General features: G+C 56.0%; 22 protein-coding genes (1 of these 22 running past the window's edge). 10 read left to right on the top strand and 12 right to left on the bottom strand.

The annotated features are described in order from the left end of the window. The 4 genes from msrP to clpB all read right to left on the bottom strand — a co-directional run. Positions 1–804, bottom strand: the 5' portion of a protein-coding gene (msrP, locus tag AC2D8P_RS06050; protein WP_484701375.1) for a protein-methionine-sulfoxide reductase catalytic subunit MsrP. The gene continues 117 nt to the left of window position 1, outside the view; 804 of the gene's 921 nt are visible here — the first part of the coding sequence; the start codon lies at positions 802–804; its stop codon lies beyond the left edge, outside the window. Between the two features lie 127 nt (positions 805–931). Then, a complete protein-coding gene (locus AC2D8P_RS06045; protein WP_484701374.1) occupies positions 932–1,477 on the bottom strand; it encodes a hypothetical protein in 546 nt (181 codons plus the stop codon). Between the two features lie 19 nt (positions 1,478–1,496). Next, on the bottom strand, positions 1,497–1,796 hold the full coding sequence (locus AC2D8P_RS06040; protein ID WP_484701373.1) for a hypothetical protein: 300 nt from the start codon (positions 1,794–1,796) through the stop codon (positions 1,497–1,499). 378 nt (positions 1,797–2,174) lie between these two features. Further along, positions 2,175–4,790, bottom strand: a complete 2,616-nt coding sequence (gene clpB / locus AC2D8P_RS06035) for an ATP-dependent chaperone ClpB (RefSeq protein WP_484701372.1) — start codon at positions 4,788–4,790, stop codon at positions 2,175–2,177. 317 nt (positions 4,791–5,107) lie between these two features. Here clpB and AC2D8P_RS06030 point away from each other — a divergent pair, with 317 nt between their 5' ends. Further along, a complete protein-coding gene (locus tag AC2D8P_RS06030) occupies positions 5,108–6,487 on the top strand; it encodes a DUF3179 domain-containing (seleno)protein (RefSeq protein ID WP_484701371.1) in 1,380 nt (459 codons plus the stop codon). A gap of 37 nt (positions 6,488–6,524) precedes the next feature. On the opposite strand, the gene dnaJ is transcribed toward AC2D8P_RS06030, so the two are convergent. Together dnaJ and dnaK are read right to left on the bottom strand one after the other, a co-directional pair. Then, positions 6,525–7,679: a molecular chaperone DnaJ gene (gene dnaJ / locus AC2D8P_RS06025; protein WP_484701370.1), complete on the bottom strand. Its 1,155-nt coding sequence runs from the start codon at positions 7,677–7,679 to the stop codon at positions 6,525–6,527. A gap of 73 nt (positions 7,680–7,752) precedes the next feature. Continuing rightward, positions 7,753–9,678: a molecular chaperone DnaK gene (gene dnaK, locus AC2D8P_RS06020; RefSeq protein WP_484701369.1), complete on the bottom strand. Its 1,926-nt coding sequence runs from the start codon at positions 9,676–9,678 to the stop codon at positions 7,753–7,755. Between the two features lie 207 nt (positions 9,679–9,885). Here dnaK and AC2D8P_RS06015 point away from each other — a divergent pair, with 207 nt between their 5' ends. Continuing rightward, positions 9,886–10,500 carry an alpha-ketoglutarate-dependent dioxygenase AlkB family protein gene (locus AC2D8P_RS06015; protein WP_484701387.1) on the top strand — a complete coding sequence of 205 codons (615 nt, stop codon included), beginning with the start codon at positions 9,886–9,888 and terminating at the stop codon, positions 10,498–10,500. On the opposite strand, the gene AC2D8P_RS06010 is transcribed toward AC2D8P_RS06015, so the two are convergent. Together AC2D8P_RS06010 and AC2D8P_RS06005 are read right to left on the bottom strand one after the other, a co-directional pair. After that, entirely contained in the window at positions 10,497–11,153 is a 657-nt protein-coding gene (locus tag AC2D8P_RS06010; protein ID WP_484701368.1) for an SH3 domain-containing protein, read from the bottom strand. The genes AC2D8P_RS06015 and AC2D8P_RS06010 overlap by 4 nt on opposite strands. A 26-nt stretch (positions 11,154–11,179) precedes the next feature. Beyond that, positions 11,180–12,001 (bottom strand): ABC transporter permease, encoded by an 822-nt coding sequence (locus AC2D8P_RS06005; protein ID WP_484701367.1) that lies wholly within the window; start codon positions 11,999–12,001, stop codon positions 11,180–11,182. Positions 12,002–12,139: 138 nt separating this feature from the next. Here AC2D8P_RS06005 and cysQ point away from each other — a divergent pair, with 138 nt between their 5' ends. From cysQ to AC2D8P_RS05965, 8 genes are all read left to right on the top strand, one after another. Next, positions 12,140–12,922 carry a 3'(2'),5'-bisphosphate nucleotidase CysQ gene (gene cysQ, locus AC2D8P_RS06000; RefSeq protein WP_484701386.1) on the top strand — a complete coding sequence of 261 codons (783 nt, stop codon included), beginning with the start codon at positions 12,140–12,142 and terminating at the stop codon, positions 12,920–12,922. Continuing rightward, positions 12,919–13,719, top strand: a complete 801-nt coding sequence (locus tag AC2D8P_RS05995; RefSeq protein ID WP_484701366.1) for a 3-deoxy-manno-octulosonate cytidylyltransferase — start codon at positions 12,919–12,921, stop codon at positions 13,717–13,719. The genes cysQ and AC2D8P_RS05995 overlap by 4 nt, the downstream gene beginning before the upstream one ends. Before the next feature lie 169 nt (positions 13,720–13,888). Then, positions 13,889–14,782 carry a UTP--glucose-1-phosphate uridylyltransferase GalU gene (galU, locus tag AC2D8P_RS05990; protein ID WP_484701365.1) on the top strand — a complete coding sequence of 298 codons (894 nt, stop codon included), beginning with the start codon at positions 13,889–13,891 and terminating at the stop codon, positions 14,780–14,782. A gap of 15 nt (positions 14,783–14,797) precedes the next feature. Next, positions 14,798–15,781 carry a UDP-glucose 4-epimerase GalE gene (gene galE / locus AC2D8P_RS05985; protein WP_484701364.1) on the top strand — a complete coding sequence of 328 codons (984 nt, stop codon included), beginning with the start codon at positions 14,798–14,800 and terminating at the stop codon, positions 15,779–15,781. Continuing rightward, positions 15,741–16,814, top strand: a complete 1,074-nt coding sequence (locus AC2D8P_RS05980) for a glycosyltransferase family 2 protein (RefSeq protein WP_484701363.1) — start codon at positions 15,741–15,743, stop codon at positions 16,812–16,814. Before galE ends, AC2D8P_RS05980 begins: the two co-directional genes overlap by 41 nt. Before the next feature lie 203 nt (positions 16,815–17,017). Then, positions 17,018–17,986, top strand: a complete 969-nt coding sequence (locus tag AC2D8P_RS05975; RefSeq protein ID WP_484701362.1) for a glycosyltransferase family 2 protein — start codon at positions 17,018–17,020, stop codon at positions 17,984–17,986. Then, a complete protein-coding gene (locus AC2D8P_RS05970; RefSeq protein ID WP_484701361.1) occupies positions 17,983–19,686 on the top strand; it encodes a DUF5927 domain-containing protein in 1,704 nt (567 codons plus the stop codon). Before AC2D8P_RS05975 ends, AC2D8P_RS05970 begins: the two co-directional genes overlap by 4 nt. After that, on the top strand, positions 19,686–21,107 hold the full coding sequence (locus AC2D8P_RS05965) for a nodulation protein NodH (protein ID WP_484701360.1): 1,422 nt from the start codon (positions 19,686–19,688) through the stop codon (positions 21,105–21,107). The genes AC2D8P_RS05970 and AC2D8P_RS05965 overlap by 1 nt, the downstream gene beginning before the upstream one ends. On the opposite strand, the gene AC2D8P_RS05960 is transcribed toward AC2D8P_RS05965, so the two are convergent. The 4 genes from AC2D8P_RS05960 to AC2D8P_RS05945 form a co-directional block, all read right to left on the bottom strand. After that, on the bottom strand, positions 21,095–21,559 hold the full coding sequence (locus AC2D8P_RS05960) for a PTS sugar transporter subunit IIA (RefSeq protein WP_484701359.1): 465 nt from the start codon (positions 21,557–21,559) through the stop codon (positions 21,095–21,097). The two genes, AC2D8P_RS05965 and AC2D8P_RS05960, sit on opposite strands and share 13 nt — an antisense overlap. A 42-nt stretch (positions 21,560–21,601) precedes the next feature. After that, positions 21,602–22,171, bottom strand: coding sequence for a ribosome hibernation-promoting factor, HPF/YfiA family (hpf, locus tag AC2D8P_RS05955; protein ID WP_484701358.1), 570 nt, complete (start codon positions 22,169–22,171; stop codon positions 21,602–21,604). A gap of 252 nt (positions 22,172–22,423) precedes the next feature. After that, entirely contained in the window at positions 22,424–23,191 is a 768-nt protein-coding gene (gene lptB, locus AC2D8P_RS05950; RefSeq protein WP_484701357.1) for an LPS export ABC transporter ATP-binding protein, read from the bottom strand. Then, positions 23,191–23,688, bottom strand: a complete 498-nt coding sequence (locus AC2D8P_RS05945) for an LptA/OstA family protein (RefSeq protein WP_484701356.1) — start codon at positions 23,686–23,688, stop codon at positions 23,191–23,193. The genes lptB and AC2D8P_RS05945 overlap by 1 nt, the downstream gene beginning before the upstream one ends. Positions 23,689–23,691: the final 3 nt, after the last annotated feature.

The following is a 23,691-nucleotide window of genomic DNA, read 5'->3' as shown; positions in this document are numbered from 1 at the left end:
TGTCGCCTGCGACCAACGCGGATGGTCCACACCCGGGTTCACATTACTATAGAACCCATACTCGCGTGCGTTTTGCATATTCCAGCTGGTCGGCGGCTCTTTATCTGTCAGTGTAATGCGGACAATCGACTTGATTGATTTGAACCCGTATTTCCACGGCACAACCAAACGCATCGGCGCGCCATTCTGCTTTGGAATGGTTTCACCGTATATACCGGTGGCCATCAGTGTCAGCGGGTTCATCGCCTCATCCAGGCGCAGGCCTTCGCGATACGGCCAGTTCAATATGTTGCGTCGTTGGCCGACCATTTCCTCTGGCCGCACCAGGGTTTCAAAGGCCACATATTTTGCGCCTGATTGAACACCGACCCGTTCCAACAGATGGCGCAGCTCAAATCCGTTCCAAGGAACCACCAAGGACCATGCCTCGACACATCGGAATCTATAGATGCGCTCTTCGATCGTGACCGCAGATAGAATGTCGTTCAGGTCATACTCTCCGGGCAGATCCACCAAGCCGTCGATCGTGACTGTCCAGGGGTCTGTCGTCAAAGCTTGGGCATAATAGGCCGGATCATCCTTGCCGGTGCCGAATTCATAAAAGTTGTTGTAGGTGGAGATGTCTTCGAAACTATTTGGCTCCAACCCGTCGGCCGAGCTGTCGTTCCACGGCCCCATTGCCATCGCGGGTCCCGCAATGGCCCCAGTGGCCAAGCCCAAGGCACCTTTCATCAATTGGCGCCGGCTTAGGAAATCTGATTTTGGTGTCACATCAGACCAGGTCAAATCAGGTTTGAATTTCATTCGTCTCTCCGCATCTTTTCAGTCGTCCCTACGACAAGCGAGCTAGTATCAATCTATCAGATTGCCAAACCAACTTGTTTCACGTTCCCGTTGGAAATGTGACAATGCGGATCAAAACCCACAGATATCAGAGCTGTTTGGAACGCAGGGTGCGGAATAAATGCATCAGGATCAACATGAGGAAAAACAGCCCGGCAACGTCACCGATCACATAGGCCACATATTCTGTGGGCGTGCTGCCAAGTGTGATGTTGGTCAGGGCCGATTTGATTACCGATATTAGGGCACCCGCAGCCATAACACAGGGCCAGCACGGATCGACATTGTCCTTTGGGCGAATGTCCCAGTTCAAACGCGCCAACAGTTCAAATGTAAACGGCGCGACGGTGACGGAAAAGAAGATCGCCAGAATACGGCTGGGCAGAATGATATTCATGCCGCCATACCACCAGAACACAAACATAACGCCGGGGACCAATGCCAACGCCGCACGCCATCCCATCAACCAGGCGGCAAGAACCAACACACCGTGAGGAAGATACAAAAGGCTGGCATGGTGAAAGAAGTGCCCGAAAAAATAGTCCTGGATCGGCTCCCAGGCCAATACGGACAACAAGAAGGAAATAATGAAAAGACCAGACGTGGTGACGATCTCTCGCAGATATGTCGCCACACGGGCCCCCATATGAGGATTAAACTTTGGTGCGTGGGGCGTTTACAATGTACTTCCCACGCGAAACGGAATCGCTCGGAGAAAGATAACCTTTGCGCACAAGCGATTTCAGTGCTCTGAAAAATGTCGGCCGGGATATCCCTTGAACCAATGCGTGTTCAAGCAGGCCAATTGTTCGGCATCCGTCATGCGTTTCAGAAATATCACTGGCGGCATAGTAAATGTCCCGCTCGACTGACGACAAATCCTCAAGCCCCAACGTCATCTCCATCCCCAAGAGAAGTTTGCGAAGTTCGGCGAGTTTGGAAATGTCATTCATGGCAATACCATTTCTTCTATAATGTCAGACAATTGGAACACGGGCTTGGTGAAATAGCAACAGAAATTAAGAAAGTCTCATATTGACACAATATCAAATTCCCTTAATCTCTGTTACTGTCCGGTAGCATATTGTGAGTGAGTGGTGGCTACCGAATAGTGTATTTTATTTAAGTTACGGCGCCCCTGTGGCGCCGTTATTATTTAATGACGTGTTTCAACGCGCAGAATAATTCCTTTTCTTGACCTTGACAATATTTTTGCTTGCCGTGGACGTAAATCGGCAAACGCCGACTTAATGATGTGCCGATTTTGTATGGCATTTCGCGTCAAGTTTGGCCGGAACCGCCCTAAGGCGGCCCCAGATCACTTTGTACAATCAGTGCAAGACCGCATCGTCAGGTGCGTTGCGATCGCTTGTCGACACCCGATCACCGATCATCAGCCCCTCACCTGTCGCGCTGACTGGGATCACATCGCCGTCCTTGATGTCCCCGGCCAGCAACATCTCTGCCAGCGAATCCTGAAGGCTTCGCTGAATGACGCGCTTCAATGGGCGGGCACCAAAGACGGGGTCATAACCCTCATCCGCCAGCCACTTTCGCGCGTCTGCGTCCATCTCCAGCGTGATATTGCGGGCGGCCAGGCGCTTGATCAGACGGCGCATCTGAATGTCGACAATGCCGTCCATGTCATCGCGGGTCAGGCGATCAAAGATGATGGTTTCGTCCAGACGGTTCAAAAACTCTGGCCGGAAATGCACGCGAACCGCATCCATCACATCGCGGCGGGCTTGGGCACTGTCAGCCCCGTCAGGCAGCTGGCTCAGTGCTTGTGATCCAAGGTTAGAAGTCAGCACAATCAGCGTTTGCTTGAAATCCACATGATGGCCCTGACCGTCGGTCAGAACACCATCATCCAGCACCTGCAGCAAGACGTTGAAGACATCTGGGTGCGCCTTTTCAACTTCATCAAACAGCACAACCTGATAGGGTCTGCGGCGGACCGCTTCGGTCAACACGCCACCCTCGTCATAACCAACATAGCCCGGGGGCGCGCCGATCAGGCGGGCGACGGCGTGTTTTTCCATAAACTCTGACATATCGATGCGGACCATAGCGCTGTCATCGTCAAACAGATATTCGGCTACAGCCTTGGTCAATTCGGTCTTCCCGACACCGGTTGGTCCCAGGAACAGGAACGATCCCAACGGGCGGTTTTCATCGTTCAGGCCAGCGCGGGCGCGGCGCACGGCATTCGACACCGCCTTGACCGCGCTGCGTTGTCCGACCACGCGTTTGGCCAGCTCTTCTTCCATCCGCAAGAGTTTCTCACGCTCGCCCTCCAGCATTTTAGAGGTCGGAATACCCGTCCAACGTTCAACCACTTGTGCGATCTGTTCGGGGCGCACTGCCTCTTCGACCATGGGACTGTCTTCGGCTTCTTCGGCCTCAGACAGTTGTTTTTCCAGCCCCGGGATAACGCCATAAGACAGCTCCCCGGCCTTGGCCAGATTGCCCTCGCGCTTGGCGATATCCAGTTCTGCGCGGGCGCGATCCAGCTGCTCTTTCAAATCACGGGCTGAGGCCAGTTTATCACGTTCACCCTGCCATTGCGCGGTCATCTCGGAAGATTTCTGTTGCAGGTTCGACAGCTCTTTCTCCAACTTCTCCAGCCGGTCCTTGGAGGCTGCATCGTCCTCTTTTTTCAGGGCTTCTGCCTCGATTTGCTTTTGCAGGATCTCACGGTCCAACGCGTCCAGCTCTTCGGGTTTGCTGTCAACTTCCATCCGCAGACGGCTGGCGGCCTCGTCCATCAGGTCGATCGCTTTGTCCGGCAGGAACCGGTCGGTGATATAGCGGTGCGACAGGGTGGCCGCCGCAACCAGGGCTGAGTCGCTGATCCGCACACCATGGTGAAGCTCATACTTCTCCTTAATGCCGCGCAGGATCGACACCGTATCCTCTACTGTGGGTTCATCCACCACCAAGGGCTGGAAGCGACGGGCAAGGGCCGCGTCCTTTTCTACGTGTTTTCTGTATTCGTCGAGCGTGGTTGCACCAACGCAATGCAGCTCCCCCCGCGCCAAGGCAGGCTTGATCAGGTTGGCTGCATCCATGGCGCCATCGGTTTTACCGGCACCGACGAGCGTATGCATTTCATCGATGAATAAGATGACCTCGCCAGCGGCATCGGTGACCTCATTCAGGACCGCTTTCAAACGCTCCTCAAACTCGCCGCGATATTTTGCGCCTGCAATCAGTGCGCCCATATCCAGTGCCATCAAGCGCTTGTTTCTAAGGCTTTCCGGCACGTCGCCATTGACAATGCGCAGCGCCAATCCCTCAGCAATCGCGGTTTTACCAACACCGGGATCCCCGATCAGGACGGGGTTGTTTTTGGTTCGGCGCGAAAGAACCTGCATGGCACGGCGAATTTCCTCATCCCGACCAATGATCGGGTCAATTTTTCCTTCGCGTGCGGCATCCGTCAGATCGCGGGCGTATTTCTTCAGCGCGTCATAACCCTCCTCGGCGGAGGCGGTATCGGCGGTGCGGCCCTTGCGCAGATCATTGATGGCAGCGTTCAGGTTTTGGGCGGATACGGCACCTGCCTCTAACGCCTCCCGCGCCTTGGACTTCACCACCGCAAGAGCGGTAAGAATACGTTCGACCGCGACAAAGCTATCGCCTGCCTTTTTGGCGATTTTCTCTGCCTCATCCAGCACTTTGGCGGTCTGCCCATCCAGATAGACCTGTCCAGAATCGCCAGAGATTTTAGGCATCTTCGCCAAGGCAGCATCGACGGATTCCACCACCCGCTGCGGTGCACCACCGGCGCGTTTGATCAGGTTGGAGGCCAACCCTTGTTCGTCATCCATGAGGGCTTTGAGAAGGTGTTCAGGACCTAGGCGCTGATGATCTTCACGTGTCGCCATCGTCTGGGCCGCCTGCAAAAAACCGCGCGACCGTTCCGTGAACTTTTCCATGTTCATCGGGTACTCTCCTTTATTAAGCGTCCGGTTTATCGGGCACCCGCAAGGCAGCATACCCGTCTTTGGACCTTCCACAAAAAGATGGGGCAAGAGAGGGGTCGCTTCAAGGGTTAGCGGGCAAAAAACGCATGCTGCAACACGTCTGTATTTTGTCGGTATTGCGGCGGTGGTGAATTCAGGTGGTTAACGTCGACATATCGCTGCGCCAGAGCCAACACACCGCGCTCATCTGTACTGATGCAAACGTGATTAGATCGTTACGCAAGTTCAGGGCAGGTTGATGACGGATGACATCTGGGTTTCAAGAGGGCGCATTCATGACGCAAACACGTGATCGTATCTTTCATCCCGCTCTTTTGGCTCTGGCGGTATCATTTGTATTTGCAAACACATCTTTCGCGCAGGCGCCAAAACCATTGCCGGACCATGTGATCGAGGCGTTCGGTCATCCCCCGGTTATTCCGGACGGTCCGCTTTCCCCGGACCTTCGGACCGCGATTCAGGTGGCCTTTGTCGACACGATTGAACAAAAGCGTTGGAACGAGGAACATGCCCTTGCATTACAAGAGATTGCAGCCTCTGACGACCCGCGACTGGCCTGGTTCATTAGTGACTTGCTGCGATTTGTTTCGACTCGTCATCTGAATACCACTTTGACGAATGCGGCCTCTGATCTTTTGAGCAAGGATTTACAGGTCGATCATGGCTGGGGTGTCGTGACCGACCATCTGATCGCCTGGGACATTCCGGCCCCGCCAGACTATTTGAAAACCAAGCGCGCGATCTTTACCGGGATTGTCCCGGGGTGGGAGCAGATATTTGTTGAGGGCGATATTGACTGGCGGTTGGTGTCATGGGGCGGCGTTTTGATTGATGACCGGCCTTATGACACAACGGATGAGCCCTGCAATTGCATCCCCGCCGCCGACAACCCCGAAGTCAGCAGCGCCGCAGAGGCCACATGGCTGGAGGAGGATGACATTGTCTTCGGTGTCGAGGTCAACGGTGAATACCGCGCCTATCCGCGACGCATCATGGAAGTACGCGAAATGGTCAATGACACATTGGGCGGGCGCGATCTGGGGATACCCTATTGTACCCTGTGCGGCGCGGCGCAGGCCTATTTCACCGACCGGTTGCCTGCAGGTGTCGAGCGTCCGATCCTGCGGACATCGGGATTGTTAAGCCGATCCAACAAGGTGATGTATGACCTGAACACCTATTCCGTGTTCGATACGTTTCTGGGCCATGCGGTCACCGGACCGCTGGCAGAAAAAGGGGTGAAGCTGGAGCAGGCCAGCGTGGTAACCACCGATTGGGGCACTTGGAAACGCACGCATCCAGAAACAACCGTTCTGCTGGAAAAATACGCGCTGGGCCGCGACCCGGATTTTCGCAATGGTCGCGATGCCAATGGCCCGATTTTCCCCGTGGGCGACGTGGATCCACGCCTGCCTGTACATAAAGATATCATTGGCGTCGTCACGACATCAGGTATCCCGGTCGCATTCCAACGCAGCGCTGCAATGGTTGCTCTGATCCAGGGCGACGACATCGCGTTCGAAAATATACACCTGGTGCTGGAGGCCGGGGGCATCAAAGCGGTCGATGCGGATGGGTCTGATTTAGGAAGCCACCAGGCCTTTTGGTTTTCCTGGTCGCAGTTTCATCCTGAAACGGTGCTGTGGGGGGAATGAACCCGCGAACCGTTGAAAGGCCGGGCCAGATAGCGACCTAGCCCTTCATCCCATCCCAAAAGGTTTTGACCTTGCCAAAAAAGCTAGAGGTCTGCGGATTGTTATCGGCGGCGATCTCGTCGAATTCCCGCAGGATTTCTTTTTGCCGGGTGGTCAGGTTGACCGGGGTTTCCACCGCCAGTTCAATATACATGTCGCCATGTCCGGCACCGCGAAGCGCTGGCATGCCTTTGCCCTTTAGCCGCATCTGACGGCCAGATTGGCTGCCAGATGGAATTTTTACCCGGCTGCGGCCGCCATCGATGGTTGGCACTTCGATATCCCCACCCAAGGCGGCAGAGGCCATCGAGACAGGGACCTTGCAAAAGAGGTTGATGCCTTCGCGTTCAAAGATTCCATGATCGCCCACCTCGATAAAAATGTAGAGATCGCCGGACGGTCCGCCACGCAACCCGGCCTCGCCCTCACCAGACAGGCGGATACGAGTTCCGGTTTCAACGCCTGCCGGGATGTTGACAGACAGGGTGCGCTCCTCCTCGGTGCGACCGGCACCGTGACAGGACTGGCACGGATTTTTGATCGTCTGGCCCGCGCCCTGACAGGTCGGGCAGGTCCGTTCAACGGTGAAAAAACCCTGCTGCGCGCGCACTTTGCCCATGCCTGAACAGGTCGGGCAAATGGTGGGTTCGGCACCGCTTTCGGCGCCGGTTCCGTTGCAGGAATCACATGCGACCGAAGTTGGAACGGTGATGGTCTTCTTCAGGCCTTGATGGGCCTCTTCCAACGCGACGCGCAGGTTATAGCGCAGGTCTGATCCGCGCGTTGCGCGTTGGCGGCCGCCAGCGCCGCCAAAACCACCACCGCCACCGCCGAACAGATCCTCGAAAATATCGGAAAACGCGCTGGCAAAGCCTTCTTGACCACCGGGGTGGAACCCACCTCGGCCACCGCCGCCACCCATTCCGCCCTCAAAGGCGGCATGGCCAAAGCGATCATAGGCGGCTTTTTTCTCGGCGTCTTTCAGAACTTCATAGGCTTCTCCCGCTTCCTTGAACTGGGATTCGGCCTCTGGGTTGTCCTTGTTGCGGTCAGGATGCAGTTCTTTGGCCTTTTTGCGATAGGCCTTTTTGATCTCATCGCCCGACGCGCCCTTTTGGACGCCCAGAACATCGTAGAAGTCGCGCTTTGCCATTGTCAGTTCCTTTTGGAACGCAAAGGCCGGCCTAAGCGGGCTCAGGCCGGCCCCAGGGGCGAGTTAACGTCCCTTATGCGCGTTTGTCATCACCGCCGAGATCTTCGAAATCGGCATCTACGATGTCTTCGTCGACAGAGCTGGTCTGGTCCACATCATCCGGGTCAGCGTCGCCAGAGGCTTCCTGCTGAGCCTTGTAGATCGCCTCGCCCAGTTTCATCGCAGATTCGGTGACGTTCTGGATGCCGGATTTGATCTTGTCGGCAGAGGTGCCGTCTTTTTCCAGATCGTCCTTCAGCGCAGCAATGGCCAGTTCGATGGCTTCGACCGTGGTCGGGTCGACCTTGTCATTGTACTCTTCCAGCGACTTTTCGGTGGAGTGGATCAGGCTTTCGGCCTGGTTTTTGGCCTCGACCAGTTCACGGCGCTCTTTGTCGGCCTCGGCATTTGCCTCGGCGTCCTTGACCATTTGTTCGATGTCATCATCGGACAGACCGCCAGAGGCCTGAATGGTGATCTTTTGCTCTTTGCCGGTGCCTTTGTCCTTGGCGCCGACCTCAACAATGCCGTTGGCATCGATGTCAAAGGTGACCTCGATCTGCGGAATACCGCGCGGGGCTGGCGGGATGTCTTCCAGATTGAACTGGCCCAGCATCTTGTTGTCGGCAGCCATTTCACGTTCGCCTTGGAACACACGCAATGTCACAGCGTTCTGGTTGTCTTCGGCGGTCGAGAAGATCTGCGATTTCTTGGTTGGGATCGTGGTGTTGCGGTCGATCAGACGGGTGAAGACGCCACCCAAAGTTTCGATGCCCAGGGACAAGGGGGTCACGTCCAAGAGAACCACGTCCTTGACGTCGCCTTGCAGAACGCCCGCCTGAATAGCGGCACCCATGGCCACAACCTCATCCGGGTTCACACCCTGATGCGGTTCCTTGCCAAAGAATTTGGTGACCTCTTCCTTGACGCGCGGCATGCGGGTCATACCACCGACAAGAACGACCTCATCAATGTCTGACGTGGACAGGCCAGCATCTTTCAGCGCGGCTTGGCAGGGTTTTATCGATTTCTTGATCAGATCACCAACCAGTGATTCCAGTTTCGCGCGGGTCAGTTTCATGACCATGTGCAGCGGCTGGCCACCGTTTGGATCCATAGAGATAAACGGTTGGTTAATCTCTGTCTGGCTGGAGGAGCTGAGTTCGATCTTGGCTTTTTCAGCGGCTTCTTTCAGACGCTGGAGCGCCATCTTGTCTTTGGCCAGGTCGACGCCGTTTTCTTTCTTAAACTCGTCAGCAAGATACTGAACAATGCGCATGTCGAAATCTTCGCCGCCTAGGAAGGTGTCGCCGTTGGTGGATTTCACCTCAAACAGGCCATCGTCGATTTCCAGAATGGTCACGTCGAAAGTCCCGCCACCAAGGTCATAGACCGCAATAGTTTTGGTTTCTTTCTTGTCCAGGCCATAGGCCAGCGCGGCGGCGGTCGGTTCGTTGATGATCCGCAGAACCTCAAGGCCTGCGATTTTACCGGCGTCTTTGGTGGCCTGACGCTGAGCGTCGTTGAAATAGGCCGGAACGGTGATCACGGCTTGGGTGACGTCCTCGCCCAGATAGCTTTCAGCGGTTTCTTTCATTTTGCCCAGAATGAAGGCAGAGATTTGCGAGGGGCTGTATTTTTCGCCACGGGCCTCAACCCATGCATCACCATTGCCGGAATCCACGATATCGTAGGGAACCAGTTTTCTGTCCTTCTCGACTTCGGCGTCGGTGACGCGACGGCCAATCAGACGTTTCACAGCAAAGATTGTGTTGTCAGAGTTGGTGACGGCCTGACGTTTCGCGGCCTGTCCGACCAGACGCTCCCCCTCGGTGAAGGCGACGATCGACGGTGTTGTGCGCGCGCCTTCGGCGTTCTCAACAACACGCGGTTGCGAGCCGTCCATGATGGCGACGCAGGAGTTTGTTGTCCCAAGGTCAATACCAATGACTTTAGCCATTTTTCAAATACCCTTTCTTAGGCGATGTTGAGGTCCCGGAACCCGTATCAGGCATTCCGGCACCGATCCCAGTATTGATCAGGGTTGGGGCCCTGATCAGGCTTCGCAGGGTATATAAGGATGAGCGCCGAGCCCTGCAAGCATTTGCAGGGCCTGATTGGGCAGGAAATTTCGATTCATTTTCAGGAAATTCGGCTATCACGGGGTATGACGGAACATGTGCCCACCCTGACCCTGCTCGGGGCGAAAATTTATCAGGGCCTGATTGGCTCTGCCGCGCAGTCTGAATTGGTTGAGTCTTTGCGCGATGTCGCGCGGGCCGCGCCGCCCTTTGCCCCGGTCACGCGGTTTGGCAAACCGATGTCGGTGCGCATGACATCGGCTGGAAAATACGGCTGGTATTCAGATCGTTCGGGCTATCGGTATCGGCACACACATCCGAACAATGCGCCGTGGCCACCGATTCCAAAACAGATTTTGGCGCTGTGGTCCGATCTGATCAGCCCGGAACGTCCCCCTGATTGCTGCCTGATCAATTTCTACGGCGAAGGCGCGCGTATGGGATTGCATCAGGATCGCGATGAGGCCGATTTCAGCTGGCCGGTCCTGTCCATCTCGTTAGGGGATGAGGGGCTGTTTCGCATCGGTAATTCTGAGCGTGGCGGCGAGACAGAATCGGTTTGGCTGAGGTCGGGTGATGCGCTGGTTCTGGGTGGGACGGCCCGGCTGGCCTATCATGGGGTTGATCGCATTCGCTTTGGTTCCTCCACCCTGTTGCCCAAGGGCGGTCGGATCAATGTCACCTGCCGGGTTGTCGATTAGTTGCCAATTGCGCAGCAGCCGCCCAGATAAGGCGACACCTGGCTTGAACTCGCATCCAGAAACAGATTGATCGACAGGCCAAACGCGTTATCCGACATACCATCATTGCAAGCCTCGGCCCGGATCACGGCCAGCGCCTCTGCCGACCTATCCGAAAAACTTATAACCGCGTTCATTGGTAGATCCCATTGGGGATTACCCCAGACACGTTGAAACTTGCCCAGCGGTATGGTTCGGTTGGCCGGCTCCACACCCGAATGATCCTTCAACTCCAGACTTCCCGGATCATTTCGAAAGATCACCGAAGACCAAAACGGTTCGGTGCCAAAGCAGCTGAGCGGCAGATCACGCGCCCACCAGCGCGGGCCGCCTGCATCCTGCATGAATTTCATTGACACCCATCCGGCGGATTCCTCGAAATTGACCATGCCCCAGTCGCCGGAATCATCCAGGGCGACGACCTCTTTCAGCCGTGTGCTGGCGGGCAATACGCCCAGAATGTCAGACTGCAACTCTGGTGCGGACCGCACGTTCAGCGTTTCCCCTACATCCAGGCCCGACACATCATATAACGCTGGCAGATCAGCGATCTCTGCGCGCGACATCGTCCCGGTCAAAACCACGATCAACGCGGCCAAAATTGCATTTCGCATCATAGAACCCTCAACTCATGCAGGTGTTACTGCCTTGCACCCCAACTTACCGATGCATGTTTACGGGCATAGAACTCTCCCATCAAGCCAATCATCAGCAAGGTCAGACTTAGGTAGACCGGGTATTCGATCGACGTCACCCGCGGGGTGTAGTTCAAAAAAACGAACCCGCGCGCCTGATCAATGGCGTGAAACAGGGGATTCCATTCAAACATTGGCAGCGTGGAGGCGGGCAAGGTATTGGCCAGAAACATCTTGCCGGAAAATATCATATTTGCCCGGCGGTAAAGGTTCGTGGCGATGGTTACAAACCGCGGAAACCACGGCTTTAACGCCAGTAAAACCATGCCGACCGCACAGCCGCTGAACCATGACAGCAACAACATTGCCATGGCGCCGGTTGGATGCTCGATACTGATCGGTGTGATCGCAGAATGATAAACCAGCAAAATAATGCATGCTGCAAAAAACTGCTGATACAGTGTCGCCAATGCCGAAGAGGCGATGCTGATCGCGGTTGTCATCGGCGCATGGAGCATCATCGCCGAGGCCGGGCCGGCAGACCCTGCAACCGCCTTTACCGACTGTATGTGGGTTCGAAACAGGAACACGCCCGACATGATGTAGAGCAGAAAATCACCGCGCACCGCCGCCGAACGCAGGCCCAGAATGCTCATCAGAACAAAAAACATCGCGACCAACATGAGCGACTGAATAATCGTCAAGACCAGCCCGATCACCGCGCTGCGGTGCCCCATCCGAAGGTTACGCACCGTCGCGTGATAGATAAGCTCCGCTATGGCAAAGGCGGAATCCCGCTTTGTCTCTTTGCGTTTTGTTACGAACATACTGCCCGTGCCCCTGCTGTTATGCGCCAATCCTGGCAGGGAGTTCTTGCCGTTCCCTTATCGGCCGATCATAAGAGGGGCGACGATATCAATCAATGCCATCGCGGCAGGAGCAGAATTTTGGACTATCAGAAGCTGATGGATGTGTTTCGTAGCCTCGCCATCGAGGCCGGAGAGACGATCATGGAGATCTATAATTCCGATGATTTCGATGTGAAGGTGAAATCAGACGACAGCCCGGTGACAGAGGCGGATGAGGCCGCTGATGCCCTGATCGCGGCCGGGCTTTCTGCGGCCTTTCCCGATATCCTGCTGGTGACCGAAGAACAGGCAGCATCGCATTTCGAACGCGCAGACACTTTCATTATTGTTGACCCGTTGGATGGGACCAAGGAATTCATCAAACGGCGCGGGGATTTTACAGTAAACATCGCGCTGGTCGAAAATTGTGTGCCCACGCGCGGGGTTGTCTATGCCCCGGCCAAGAGGCGGCTTTTCCTGACCGAAGCCGATGGTCAAACGGTCGAGGAGACAGGCCCGTTTAATACGGACCGGATCGGGGAGCGGCGCGCCCTGTCTGTCTCTGACCCCGACAATGCGGCCATCTTGATCGTCGCGTCGAAATCGCACCGTGATCAGGCGACAGAGGATTACATCAACAAATATGCGGTGAAGGATTCCCGCTCTGCCGGGTCATCGCTGAAATTCTGCCTGGTGGCCGGGGGTGAGGCCGACCTTTACCCGCGCGTCGGGCGGACCATGGAATGGGATACCGCCGCCGGCCATGCGGTGTTGCTGGGTGCCGGTGGGCAGGTGGTGCGGTTTGATGACCACACGCCCCTGACCTATGGCAAGACCGGTTACGAAAACCCGTTCTTTATTGCCTATGCGCCCGGCGTAGATCTGAAGGCCGCGTCATGAAAACATTGATTGTTATACCCGCGCGCTATCCGTCCACCCGTTTTCCGGGCAAGCCCCTGGTGATGTTGAAAGGCGCAAGCGGCCAGTCTCGCAGCCTGGTTGAACGTAGCTGGCGCGCGGCCATGGCAGTGCCCAACGCCACCCGCGTGGTCGTGGCCACAGATGATGATCGGATCAGGGATCATGCAGAGGCTTTAGGTGCCGAGGTGGTGATGACCCCCGACACCTGCGCCAATGGCACGGAACGCTGTGCCGCCGTGTTGGATGTGATCGACGAAGAGTTTGACATCATTGCCAACTTGCAAGGCGACGCGCCGTTGACGCCGGCCTGGGCGATCGAGGATATCGTGACCGCGCTGGCAGACGACCCGGACGCCGATATGGCGACCCCAGTCTTGCGGTGCGATGGCACAGCACTAAACGGGTTTCTGGCCGATCGTCGCGCCGGGCGTGTTGGCGGCACCACGGCGGTTTTTGATGGGCGTGGCCATGCGCTTTACTTCTCCAAGGAAGTCATTCCCTATACCGGCAAAGCCTATGGCGATACCGATCCGACACCGGTCTTTCATCATGTCGGCGCCTATGCCTATCGGCCCGACACATTGCGCGCATATGCCGATTGGGCGTCTGGCCCGCTGGAAGGGCTGGAAGGGCTGGAACAGCTGCGGTTTCTGGAAAATGGCCGCACCATCCGCTGCGTTGAGATCGAAGCACGCGGGGTGAAGTTTTGGGAGATCAACAACCCCGAAGACGTGCCTGTGGTCGAGGCAGGATTGGCCGCGTTGGGGATTGAGTGAGCCGTAAACTCTCTGCAAAACCCCCACTGGTTTGTGACATCAAAGACTCTTCGCCGGTGAAATTCACATTTGGTAAAGCCTTGATCCTTACAAAAATTGCCAAAAGACGTGCCAAACTCTAAACATATTTTATGAATATGACAGGCGCGGGCAGTGTGAGAATTTTGAGATGACGCAAAAAGTAACCAAAGCCGTATTTCCCGTTGCGGGTCAGGGAACCCGGTTCTTACCGGCAACCAAATCGATCCCCAAGGAAATCCTGACGCTGGTTGACCGGCCATTGATTCAATATGCGATCGACGAGGCCCGTGCAGCCGGGATCACCGAGTTTATCTTTGTCACTTCGCGCGGGAAAAGCGCGCTGGAGGATTATTTTGACCGCGCACCAGAGCTGGAAGCCTCTTTGCTGGAAAAGGAAAAAGATGAGCTGCTAGAGGTGCTGAACTCCACAAATATGGAAAGCGGGGCCATTGCCTATATCCGCCAGCACACCGCCAAGGGGCTGGGCCACGCGGTCTGGTGTGCCCGCCGCCTGATCGGCGATGAACCCTTTGCCGTGATCCTGCCTGATGATGTGATTGCCGCCGAAACCCCGTGCCTGCGCCAGATGGTTGACGCCTATGAGCAGACCGGCGGCAGCATGGTGGCGGCGATGGAGGTCCCGCATCACCGTGTGTCCTCTTATGGTGTGTTGGATGTGAAAGAGGATAAAGGCGCGCTGGTTTCCGTCAAAGGTATGGTGGAAAAACCGGCACCAGAGGCAGCACCCTCAAATCTGGCGGTTATTGGCCGGTATATCTTGACACCGGATGTTTTGAAAACGCTAGATCAGGCCACCACCGGTGCGGGCGGGGAGATTCAGCTGACCGATGCGATCGCGCAGGAAATCACTGCAGGGCGCGATGTGCATGGGTTGCGTTTTCGCGGACAGCGGTTTGACTGTGGGTCCAAAGCAGGCTTCTTGCAGGCCACTGTGGCCTTTGGTCTGGGCCGAGATGACCTGCGTGATGAATTGTCATCCTATCTGAACGAGATTATGACGGTCCGAACAGCCGCAGAGTAATTAGGGATCATACCCATGCAGCATGTTCTTGTCACCGGCGGGGCCGGGTATATCGGATCGCATGCGTGCAAGGCGTTGGCGGCGGTAGGCTACGTTCCCGTAACCCTCGACAATCTGACCACGGGCTGGCAAGAGGCCGTGAAATTCGGCCCCTTTGTGCCGGGTGATTTGCTGGACCGCGCCGCGCTGGATCAGGTCTTTCGCGACTATGCCCCTATTGCCATCCTGCATTTTGCAGCGCTCAGCCAGGTTGGCGAGTCAATGCAGGAGCCGGGGCGTTACTGGCGCAACAATATGCAAGGCGCGCAAAACCTGATTGAGGCCGCGATCGAGGCTGGCTGTTTGGATCTGGTCTTTTCCTCGACCTGCGCGGTTTATGGCGATCAGGATGGGGTGGTATTGGATGAAAACAGCCCGCAGGCGCCGATCAGCCCCTATGCCGCTACCAAGCGCGCGATCGAAGACATGACTGCCGGCTTCAACGCCAGCGCTGGCCTGCGCTGTGTCTCTTTCCGATATTTCAACGTCGCCGGGGCCGATCCAGAGGCCGAAGTTGGGGAATTTCACCGCCCGGAATCGCATCTGATCCCGCTGATGCTGGACGCAAGCGCAGGCAAGCGCCCGGCACTGACCCTGCATGGGGTCGATTACGACACCGAAGACGGGACCTGCATTCGTGACTATGTTCATGTCATGGATTTGGTCGAGGCGCATATCCTGGGTCTGGACTGGCTCAAGGCGGGACGGGGCAACCGGGTGTTCAATCTGGGCACCGGGTCCGGGTATTCGGTGCGACAGGTCATCGATGCCTGCCAACAGGTGACAGGCCGACCCGTACCGATGGTCGAGGGGCCAAGGCGGGCGGGGGATTGCGCCTCTTTGGTGTCCGGCAGCAGCCGCGCCGTGCACGAATTGGGCTGGAACCCGGGGCGATCCACGCTGGAGCAGATGATCGCGGATGCCTGGCGATGGCATCAATCCGGCCATTATGACAAGTAGGCCAACACGGCTCCGGCTGCTGTCACTATGGATGGCCTATCGCATGCGCTTGCGGCGGCGGCAGTTCTTGCTGCGCGGCCTGCGCAAACGCCGCCAACTGTTGCCGCTGTCTCTGAATATTTCTGAAATTCGGCCGGATAATATCCTGTGTTTTGCCACCATCCGGAATGAGGCCCAGCGCCTGCCCTTTTTTCTGGAACACTATCGACGACTGGGCGTTGCGCATTTTCTGATCGTTGACAATGGCAGCGATGACGGCAGCACGGATTTTCTGAAATCACAAGCTGACGTCTCCCTGTGGCGCACAGATCACAGCTATAAACGCGCACGCTTCGGGATTGATTGGCTGACCGGGTTGATGATGCGTTACGGGCACGGCCATTGGTGCCTGACGGTCGATGCGGATGAGCTGTTCATCTATCCGCATCACGACAGCCGGACATTGCAGGAGTTTACCCGGTCCTTGGAGGAGCGCGATCAGGCCGCCTGCCCGGCCCTAATGCTGGAACTTTACCCACAGGGGCGGCTTGGGGATCAAACCTATCAGCCCGGACAAGACCCGTTGGACATTCTGCAATGGTTTGATGAGGGCGGTTACATTCGGCGTTACCAGGACCGGCTGAAAAACTGGATGGTGCAGGGCGGTGTGCGACAACGGGTATTTTTTCAGGACGCACCAGTGCGTGCCCCAACCCTTAGCAAGTTCCCGCTGGTCAAGTGGCATTGGCGACATGCCTATGTCAGCTCTACCCACTCTCTGTTGCCCCCGACCCTGAACCGCGCCAGTGATCCCGAAAATCTGGAATGCCTGTCCGGTGCCCTGCTTCACACGAAATTCCTGCCCATGGTTGTTGGGCGCTCTGCCCAGGAACAATGCCGCCAGGAACATTTTTCCAATAGCCAGGCCTATGATGATTACTATGATGCGCTGGCGGCCAATCCTTGCCTTTGGGCGGACAATTCAACCCGATATCGCGGTTGGCGACAGTTGCTCGATCTGGGGTTGATGAAATCCGATGGCAACACGATCTGACCGGACAAAAGGCAGACAACAGTCGTTTACTTGAACGTCACAGCTGCGTATTCTCGACGCACAGGACGAGCGATTATCGAATACGGCGATTGATAACGATCCGAAAAGGATTTCAGGCCACACTCTGGTCAGGACAACGCGTATTTCGGGCAGGGGGCAGTTTGGGCATATTCAGTTCATATCGGCTGCGGCTAGAACGCCGGATGTGGCAGATACGGGCATTGCGCAAGCAGCTTGAGCTGCGGTCGGTCGTCAATCGCACAAAACAAATCACACCCGGCGCGATCTTGTGTTTTTCCACCATCCGAAATGAATATCCGCGCCTGCCCTATTTTCTGGAATATTACCGCAAGCTGGGTGTTAATCATTTCATCTTTGTTGACAATGACAGCACCGATGGTGGGCGCGCGTATCTGATGGATCAGCCAGATGTATCGCTGTGGACCACACCCAAAAGCTATAAATCCGCACATTTTGGAACTGATTGGCTGAACGGGTTGCTGAGCCGCTATGCCCATGGACGTTGGGCGCTGGTGGTCGATGTGGATGAATTTCTGGTCTATCCGTTCAGCGATACGCGGCCCCTGGGGGCGCTGACCGATTGGCTGGACACCTCCGGCGCGCGATCCTTTGGCGCGATGTTGCTGGATATGTATCCCAAGGGCCCCATTGATGCCCGAAAATACAGCCCCGGCCAAAACCCGATGGAAATCGCGGGTTGGTTTGACGGTGGCAACTATACGATCAGCCGCAATGACAAGTATCTGAACTTGTGGATTCAGGGTGGACCCCGGGCGCGCATGTTCTTTCGCGACAAGCCCGCTCTTGCCCCGGCGTTAAACAAGGTGCCGTTGATCAAATGGCATCGCAAATATGTCTATATCAGCTCCACCCATATGTTGCTGCCGCGTGGGTTGAACCTTGTTTATGATGCTGCGGGCGGTGAAAAAATCTCTGGCTGCCTGCTGCATGCCAAGTTTCTGGATACCTTTGCTGAAAAAGCGGCAGAGGAACTGGAACGTCGGCAGCATTACGCGGCGAGCCTGGAATACAAGGCCTATTACAGCGAAGCGGACGAACAGCCCAATCTATGGTGCCGCTGGTCGGAAAAGTTCGTGAATTGGCGCCAATTGGAGGTTCTGGGCCTCATGTCAAAAGGAAACTGGGCATGAGCGTCGGAATTGTCATGTTGGTCCATGAGGCGCTGGACCGGGCGGCGCAGGTCGCCAGACATTGGGCCACCCATGGTTGCCCGGTTGTGGTTCATATCGATAAAAAAGTTGAGCCGGCGGGTTTCGCGGCCTTTGCCGATGCCGTGTCTGATTTGCCGGATGTTGTGCTCTGCGACCGCCAAAAATGCGAATGGGGCAAGTTTTCAATCGTATCGGCAACGCAATCTGCGGCAGCGCAGTTGCTGTCGCGCTTTCCGACAGTGCGCCATGTCTATCTGACATCCGGGTCCTGCCTGCCACTGCGACCGGTAGCAGAGTTGATTGAGTATCTGGATGCACGGCCGCAAACCGATTTCATTGAATCGGCCACGATACAAGATGTGCGCTGGACAATGGGCGGGTTGGATCAGGAACGCTTTACCCTTCGTTTTCCGTTTTCCTGGAAGCGGCATCGCAAACTGTTTGACGGCTATGTTCGTCTGCAGCGTCGCATCGGTATGCGCCGACAGATCCCCGATGGGATAGAGCCACATATCGGATCACAATGGTGGTGCCTGACCCGCAGAACCCTGTCTGCGATTTTGCAGGACCCAAACCGGGCCATCTATGATCGCTATTTTTCCAGAGTTTGGATCCCCGACGAAAGCTATTTCCAAACGCTGGCGCGACGCTATGCAACCAAGATTGAAAGCCGCTCTTTGACCCTGTCGAAATTTGATTTCCAGGGGCGTCCACACGTGTTTTACGATGATCACCTGCAGCTTTTGCGCCGATCCGATTGCTTTGTTGCGCGCAAAATATGGCCCAAGGCAGATCGGCTCTACGCTGCGTTTTTGAAGCAGCCGCAGATTCTGCAACACCGCACCGAACCCAATCCCGGAATTGTTGACAGGATCTTTGCCCGGGCGATGGAACGCCGGGTTCAGGGGCGAACCGGACTATATATGCAAGGCCGGTTTCCCGACAGCACCTGGGACAATCCGCTGACATCGTCGCCCTATACAGTCTTTCAGGGGTTTTCTGATCTTTTTGACGGGTTCGAGGAATGGATCAGCCGCACAACCCAAAGCCGGGTACATGGGCATCTTTTTGCACCCGGGCGCGCCGAATTCAGCGATCGCGCGTCGTTGCAACATGGTGGCCTGTGTGATTCTGCCAAGCTACGGGATTATAACCCCCGGGCCTTTCTGACGAACCTGTTATGGAATGAGCGCGGGGATCACCAAAGCTTTCAGTTCGGCCCAGAAGACAACCAAGACATTTCCTGGGATCTGGTGACCGATCCGAATGCCCAAATTTACGTGATCAGCGGTGCGTGGGCGGTGCCGCTCTTTCATGAAAACACCAATTTTGCCGATATTCGGCAGCGCATGGCCAGATTGCAAAAGATCGAAAGCGCCCATCTGGATATCCTGCGCGCACCCTGTCGCCGGGCCACGGTAAAAATCTGGACCCTTGCGGATTTTGTCGAGGCGCCGATGGAACGCCTGGTGGGTGTGTTGGATCACATCAATCCACACCGGGGCGCTGCCCTGACAGATGCCCCCCGGATGAAAAGGCTCGACGGATTTGGAAACTTTCTTCAGGTGCTGAAAAATCAGGGGATGCATCCCTATCTGATGGGTGATTTCACCGCCACATCGACATCGGTCAAACCTGACCCATCGCGCCAACGCACGCTCACCACCAACCGTTCGTAATGTCGTCTGGGTTTGAATATTTCGTTCTGTTCGCAGAAATGCGCACCGGATCGAATTTTCTGGAACAGAATCTAAACTCGCTGCCCGACTTTCGCTGCCATGGCGAGGCGTTTAATCCAAACTTCATTGGCTATCCGAACAAAAATGAACTGCTGGGCATAAGCCTGACCCAACGCATCGATCGGCCACAACAGTTGCTGGATCACCTGCGCGGACTGCCCGGGATTAACGGGTTTCGCTATTTCCACGATCACGACCACCGCGTTTTGCCTGTTGTTCTGGACGATCCGCGTTGCGCAAAGGTCATTCTGACCCGCAATCCGGTCGACAGTTATGTGTCATGGAAAATCGCCCAAAAGACCGGGCAGTGGAAATTGACCCGGGTTGATAGGCGCAAATCGGCGACGATCCGGTTTGATGCTGAAGAGTACAGAGCGTTTGAAAGCGCCCGCCGTGATTTCCACACCCGGCTGCGAAAGGCGCTGATGATGCGCGGGCAAGCCGCGTTCCATCTAGATTATTCACAGTTGCAGGATGTCGATATCCTGAACGGTCTTGCGCGTTATCTGGGCGTATCGCCAGAACTTCCATCCGTTCAAAACCTTATCAAGCGGCAAAATCCGGCACCGATCTCAGAAAAAGTGGAAAATCTGGCTGAGATGGAGGCCGCACTACTGGGTTCGGGTGTCTTGGATATGACCTCTTATCCGGAGCAGGAGCCAGAACGCGGCCCCGGGGTGCCGGGATATTACGCCGGGCGACGGGTGCCGCTTTTGTATCAGCCGATTGGGGGGCCTGCCCGGTCGCCTGTGATTGAGTGGCTTGGCAAATTGGACGGCACAGATTCTGATCAACTTCTTGCTGGGTTTACGCAAAAATCCTTGCGCCAATGGAAACGTAAGCATCCCGGCCATCGCAGTTTGACCGTCGTCAGCCACCCGGTGGATCGCGGCCATTGGGCGTTTTGCCAATTTCTGGCCGCCCCGGGTGATGCCGGTCAAATGCGCCGCATCATGCGGCATCTGGGCGGTGCGCATCTGGATCATCTGCTCGCAGACGCAAGCGGCGATCGCAAAGCCCACCGTGCGTGTTTCCTGATGTTTCTGGATGCCTTGCGCGCCAGCATGTCCGGGCAGACTGGCCTGAAACTGCGCCCGGATTGGAGCAGTCAGGCGCAGCTTTTACAGGATATGTCAAAATTTGGGGCGCCAGATGTGGTTATCCGGGCAGAGCGGCTGCAATCAGGGCTGGATTGGATCTGTTCTGAAATCGGGGTGGCGCCTGAACAGATATCGACCGGCCGAGAGATCGGAATGCTGGCCAGAATCTACGATCAGGCCATCGAAAAGGCGGCCAAGGCCGCCTATCACAAAGATTACATGATGTTTGGATTTGGCCGGTGGTCTGGTCAGGCAGCCTGACTGGTCCGTGCCTCTGTCACAATCGCATGCAGGGTCGATGGAGTCGCGTTGGCCCGCAGTTTCGCGCAAATATCGGCATCCCGCATGGTGCGCGAGACAAGCGCCAGGGCCTTAAGATGCTCGACACCCGCGTCGCCCGGGGCAAACAGGGCGAATATCAGGTCAACGGGTTGGCGATCGACAGATTCAAAATCGATCGGGGCCTCCATACGGATCAGCGCCCCGACCACATTATCCAGGCCCTGAACGCGCGCATGGGGCAGCGCAATGCCATGCCCCACGCCGGTTGGGCCCAGGTTTTCTCTTTCTTGCAGTGCGACAATGGTTTTCGCCGCATCAAGACCATAGACTTGCGCAGCGATCTCTCCCAGTTCCTGGAAAAGACGCTTTTTGCTTGTCGATTTGCTCAGAACTTTTACAGCCTCTGGCTGCAGAATGCTCGAAAGTTCCATCTGATGTCGCTCTACTCTTGAAGGACGATCCTGCCAGTCGGTTCAGTTCGACGGATCAACCCAGCCAAAATTTCCATCTTCGCGGCGGTAAACAACATTCACCCCGCCATGTTTTTCGTTGCGGAAGACCAGAACCGGGCTTTCCGACAGCTCCATCTGCATAACCGCCTCGCCAGCAGACAATGTCGGAATTTTCGACTCTGTCTCGGCGATGATCATGGGCTGGAGTGATTCGGGTTCCTGATCCTGTGCGTCATCCGACGCGGCGAGGATATACGAGGATGCGCCGGAAAGTTCAATGGGATCGGTCCGATCGCGATGATGGTCCTTCAGGCGACGCTTATATCGACGCAACTGCGTTTCCATTTTATCGCAGCATTTGTCGAAAGCGGCATAGATTTCATTAGAGCTCGCCCGTGCCTGTGCGCTTAATCCCGTAGAAAGGTGTACGATCGCCTCGCAGACATGTTCATGGCCGCTTTTGGAAAAGACGACCTGCGCATCGGTGGGTCTTTCGGCGTACTTCTGCACCACAGATCCCAGTTCATTTTGAACATGTGTTTGCAGAGCCGCACCAATATCAATTTGTTTTCCGCTTATCTGGTACCGCATTAAACCTCCTGTCAGGTGTTGGGGTAACAGCGTGTCCGCACCGGGCAGGCGACGGGCACAGTTGTTATCGTTTTACGGAAGCGATGCCCCCCGTTTGAACCGGGTGCATTCGATGCGGGGTAATAATCTGCCCCCGCCCGAATGATGAAAAGATTTGTCATACATCACCTTCTATTTGGCGACAGGATACCCGGTCTTGTCAACCGCAGATCAGACCAACCGGCGATATTTGACCTGCCGCCGAACGCACCCTTAGGAAATGCGAAAGCTGTTTCCCAAATAGACTCTGCGCACATTCTCATCACGGACAACTTCATCGGTTGTGCCGCTCATCAAAACCTTACCGTCATGTAAGATATAGGCACGATCGACGATTTCCAGTGTTTCGCGGACATTGTGGTCGGTGATCAAAACGCCAATACCGCGTTTTTTCAGGTCAGAGACCAGCGCGCGAATTTCGCCAACGGCGATGGGATCAACCCCGGCAAAGGGTTCATCCAGCAGCAGATAGTTCGGGTTTGCGGCAAGACAGCGTGCAATTTCAACCCGGCGACGTTCACCACCCGACAGCGACAATGCCGGTGCGCGCCGCAAATGTTCGATGGCAAATTCAGACAGCAGCTCTTCTAGCCGTTCGCGACGCTTGTGGTGATCGGGCTCGGCAATTTCCAAAACCGCCAGAATGTTATCTTCGACATTCAGGCCCCGAAAAATGGATACTTCCTGCGGAAGATAGCCGATGCCCATCTTGGCGCGGCGATACATGGGCAGGGTCGTCACCTCGCGCCCGTCAATCATCACATGGCCGCCTTCTGGCGTCACAAGCCCGGCGATGGAATAAAAGCAAGTGGTTTTGCCCGATCCGTTCGGTCCCAAAAGCGCCACGACCTCTCCGCGCGCCAGCTCCATGCTGACATCACGAATCACCGGGCGCTTGCGATAACTTTTGCGCAGATTGCGAATGCTGAGCCCGGCCTCGCCGTTGGCCAGTGTCAGGGCAGGCGATGTCGCGGTGGTCATCAGTTGCCCCCAGTGTTCAGAATGGTGCGAACTTTTCCGACCATGCGGGCAGTGCCGGTGTTCAGATCAATCGTCATCCGCTGCGCAGACAGAACGCTTGCACCTTGGGTCAACAGCACATCACCGATCAAAACCACATGGCCATCGGCCAGCGTGTAGACCGCCTCGCGCGCCTCTGCGGCCTCCTGCCCGTTGACCAGAATGACATTGCCATCGGCCAACAGCCTGGAAATTTGCGTGCCTGACGCGCCCTCCGGCCCGTATTCAACGCGCATCGCATTGGACGACAGGCGCATATCCCCCTGCACCACCAAAACATTGCCGGTAAAAATTGCTGCCCCGTCCTGTTGATCCACGCTCAGCTGATCTGCGGTGACTTCAACAGGAAGGGCGCTGTCGAAGCTCAGCCCGCCAAATGGAACCTGTGTTTCCTGCGCCGACAGGGGGGCAGCGGTGAACAAACACATCAAACATATGGCAGCAAAAAACCGTGACACTCA

It is taken from the genome of Roseovarius sp. YIN77 (genome assembly GCF_057219155.1).
This window is presented reverse-complemented; position numbering and strand designations above follow the sequence as displayed.

Coding starts and splice junctions, on each gene's coding strand:
- AC2D8P_RS06040 (WP_484701373.1), bottom strand. CDS start 1,796: ATGAATGACATTTCCAAACTCGCCGAACTTCGCAAACTTCTCTTGGGG.
- clpB (WP_484701372.1), bottom strand. CDS start 4,790: ATGAACATGGAAAAGTTCACGGAACGGTCGCGCGGTTTTTTGCAGGCG.
- AC2D8P_RS06030 (WP_484701371.1), top strand. CDS start 5,108: ATGACGCAAACACGTGATCGTATCTTTCATCCCGCTCTTTTGGCTCTG.
- dnaJ (WP_484701370.1), bottom strand. CDS start 7,679: ATGGCAAAGCGCGACTTCTACGATGTTCTGGGCGTCCAAAAGGGCGCG.
- dnaK (WP_484701369.1), bottom strand. CDS start 9,678: ATGGCTAAAGTCATTGGTATTGACCTTGGGACAACAAACTCCTGCGTC.
- AC2D8P_RS06015 (WP_484701387.1), top strand. CDS start 9,886: ATGACGGAACATGTGCCCACCCTGACCCTGCTCGGGGCGAAAATTTAT.
- AC2D8P_RS06010 (WP_484701368.1), bottom strand. CDS start 11,153: ATGCGAAATGCAATTTTGGCCGCGTTGATCGTGGTTTTGACCGGGACG.
- AC2D8P_RS06005 (WP_484701367.1), bottom strand. CDS start 12,001: ATGTTCGTAACAAAACGCAAAGAGACAAAGCGGGATTCCGCCTTTGCC.
- cysQ (WP_484701386.1), top strand. CDS start 12,140: ATGGATGTGTTTCGTAGCCTCGCCATCGAGGCCGGAGAGACGATCATG.
- AC2D8P_RS05995 (WP_484701366.1), top strand. CDS start 12,919: ATGAAAACATTGATTGTTATACCCGCGCGCTATCCGTCCACCCGTTTT.
- galU (WP_484701365.1), top strand. CDS start 13,889: ATGACGCAAAAAGTAACCAAAGCCGTATTTCCCGTTGCGGGTCAGGGA.
- galE (WP_484701364.1), top strand. CDS start 14,798: ATGCAGCATGTTCTTGTCACCGGCGGGGCCGGGTATATCGGATCGCAT.
- AC2D8P_RS05980 (WP_484701363.1), top strand. CDS start 15,741: ATGCCTGGCGATGGCATCAATCCGGCCATTATGACAAGTAGGCCAACA.
- AC2D8P_RS05975 (WP_484701362.1), top strand. CDS start 17,018: ATGTGGCAGATACGGGCATTGCGCAAGCAGCTTGAGCTGCGGTCGGTC.
- AC2D8P_RS05970 (WP_484701361.1), top strand. CDS start 17,983: ATGAGCGTCGGAATTGTCATGTTGGTCCATGAGGCGCTGGACCGGGCG.
- AC2D8P_RS05965 (WP_484701360.1), top strand. CDS start 19,686: ATGTCGTCTGGGTTTGAATATTTCGTTCTGTTCGCAGAAATGCGCACC.
- AC2D8P_RS05960 (WP_484701359.1), bottom strand. CDS start 21,559: ATGGAACTTTCGAGCATTCTGCAGCCAGAGGCTGTAAAAGTTCTGAGC.
- hpf (WP_484701358.1), bottom strand. CDS start 22,171: ATGCGGTACCAGATAAGCGGAAAACAAATTGATATTGGTGCGGCTCTG.
- lptB (WP_484701357.1), bottom strand. CDS start 23,191: ATGACCACCGCGACATCGCCTGCCCTGACACTGGCCAACGGCGAGGCC.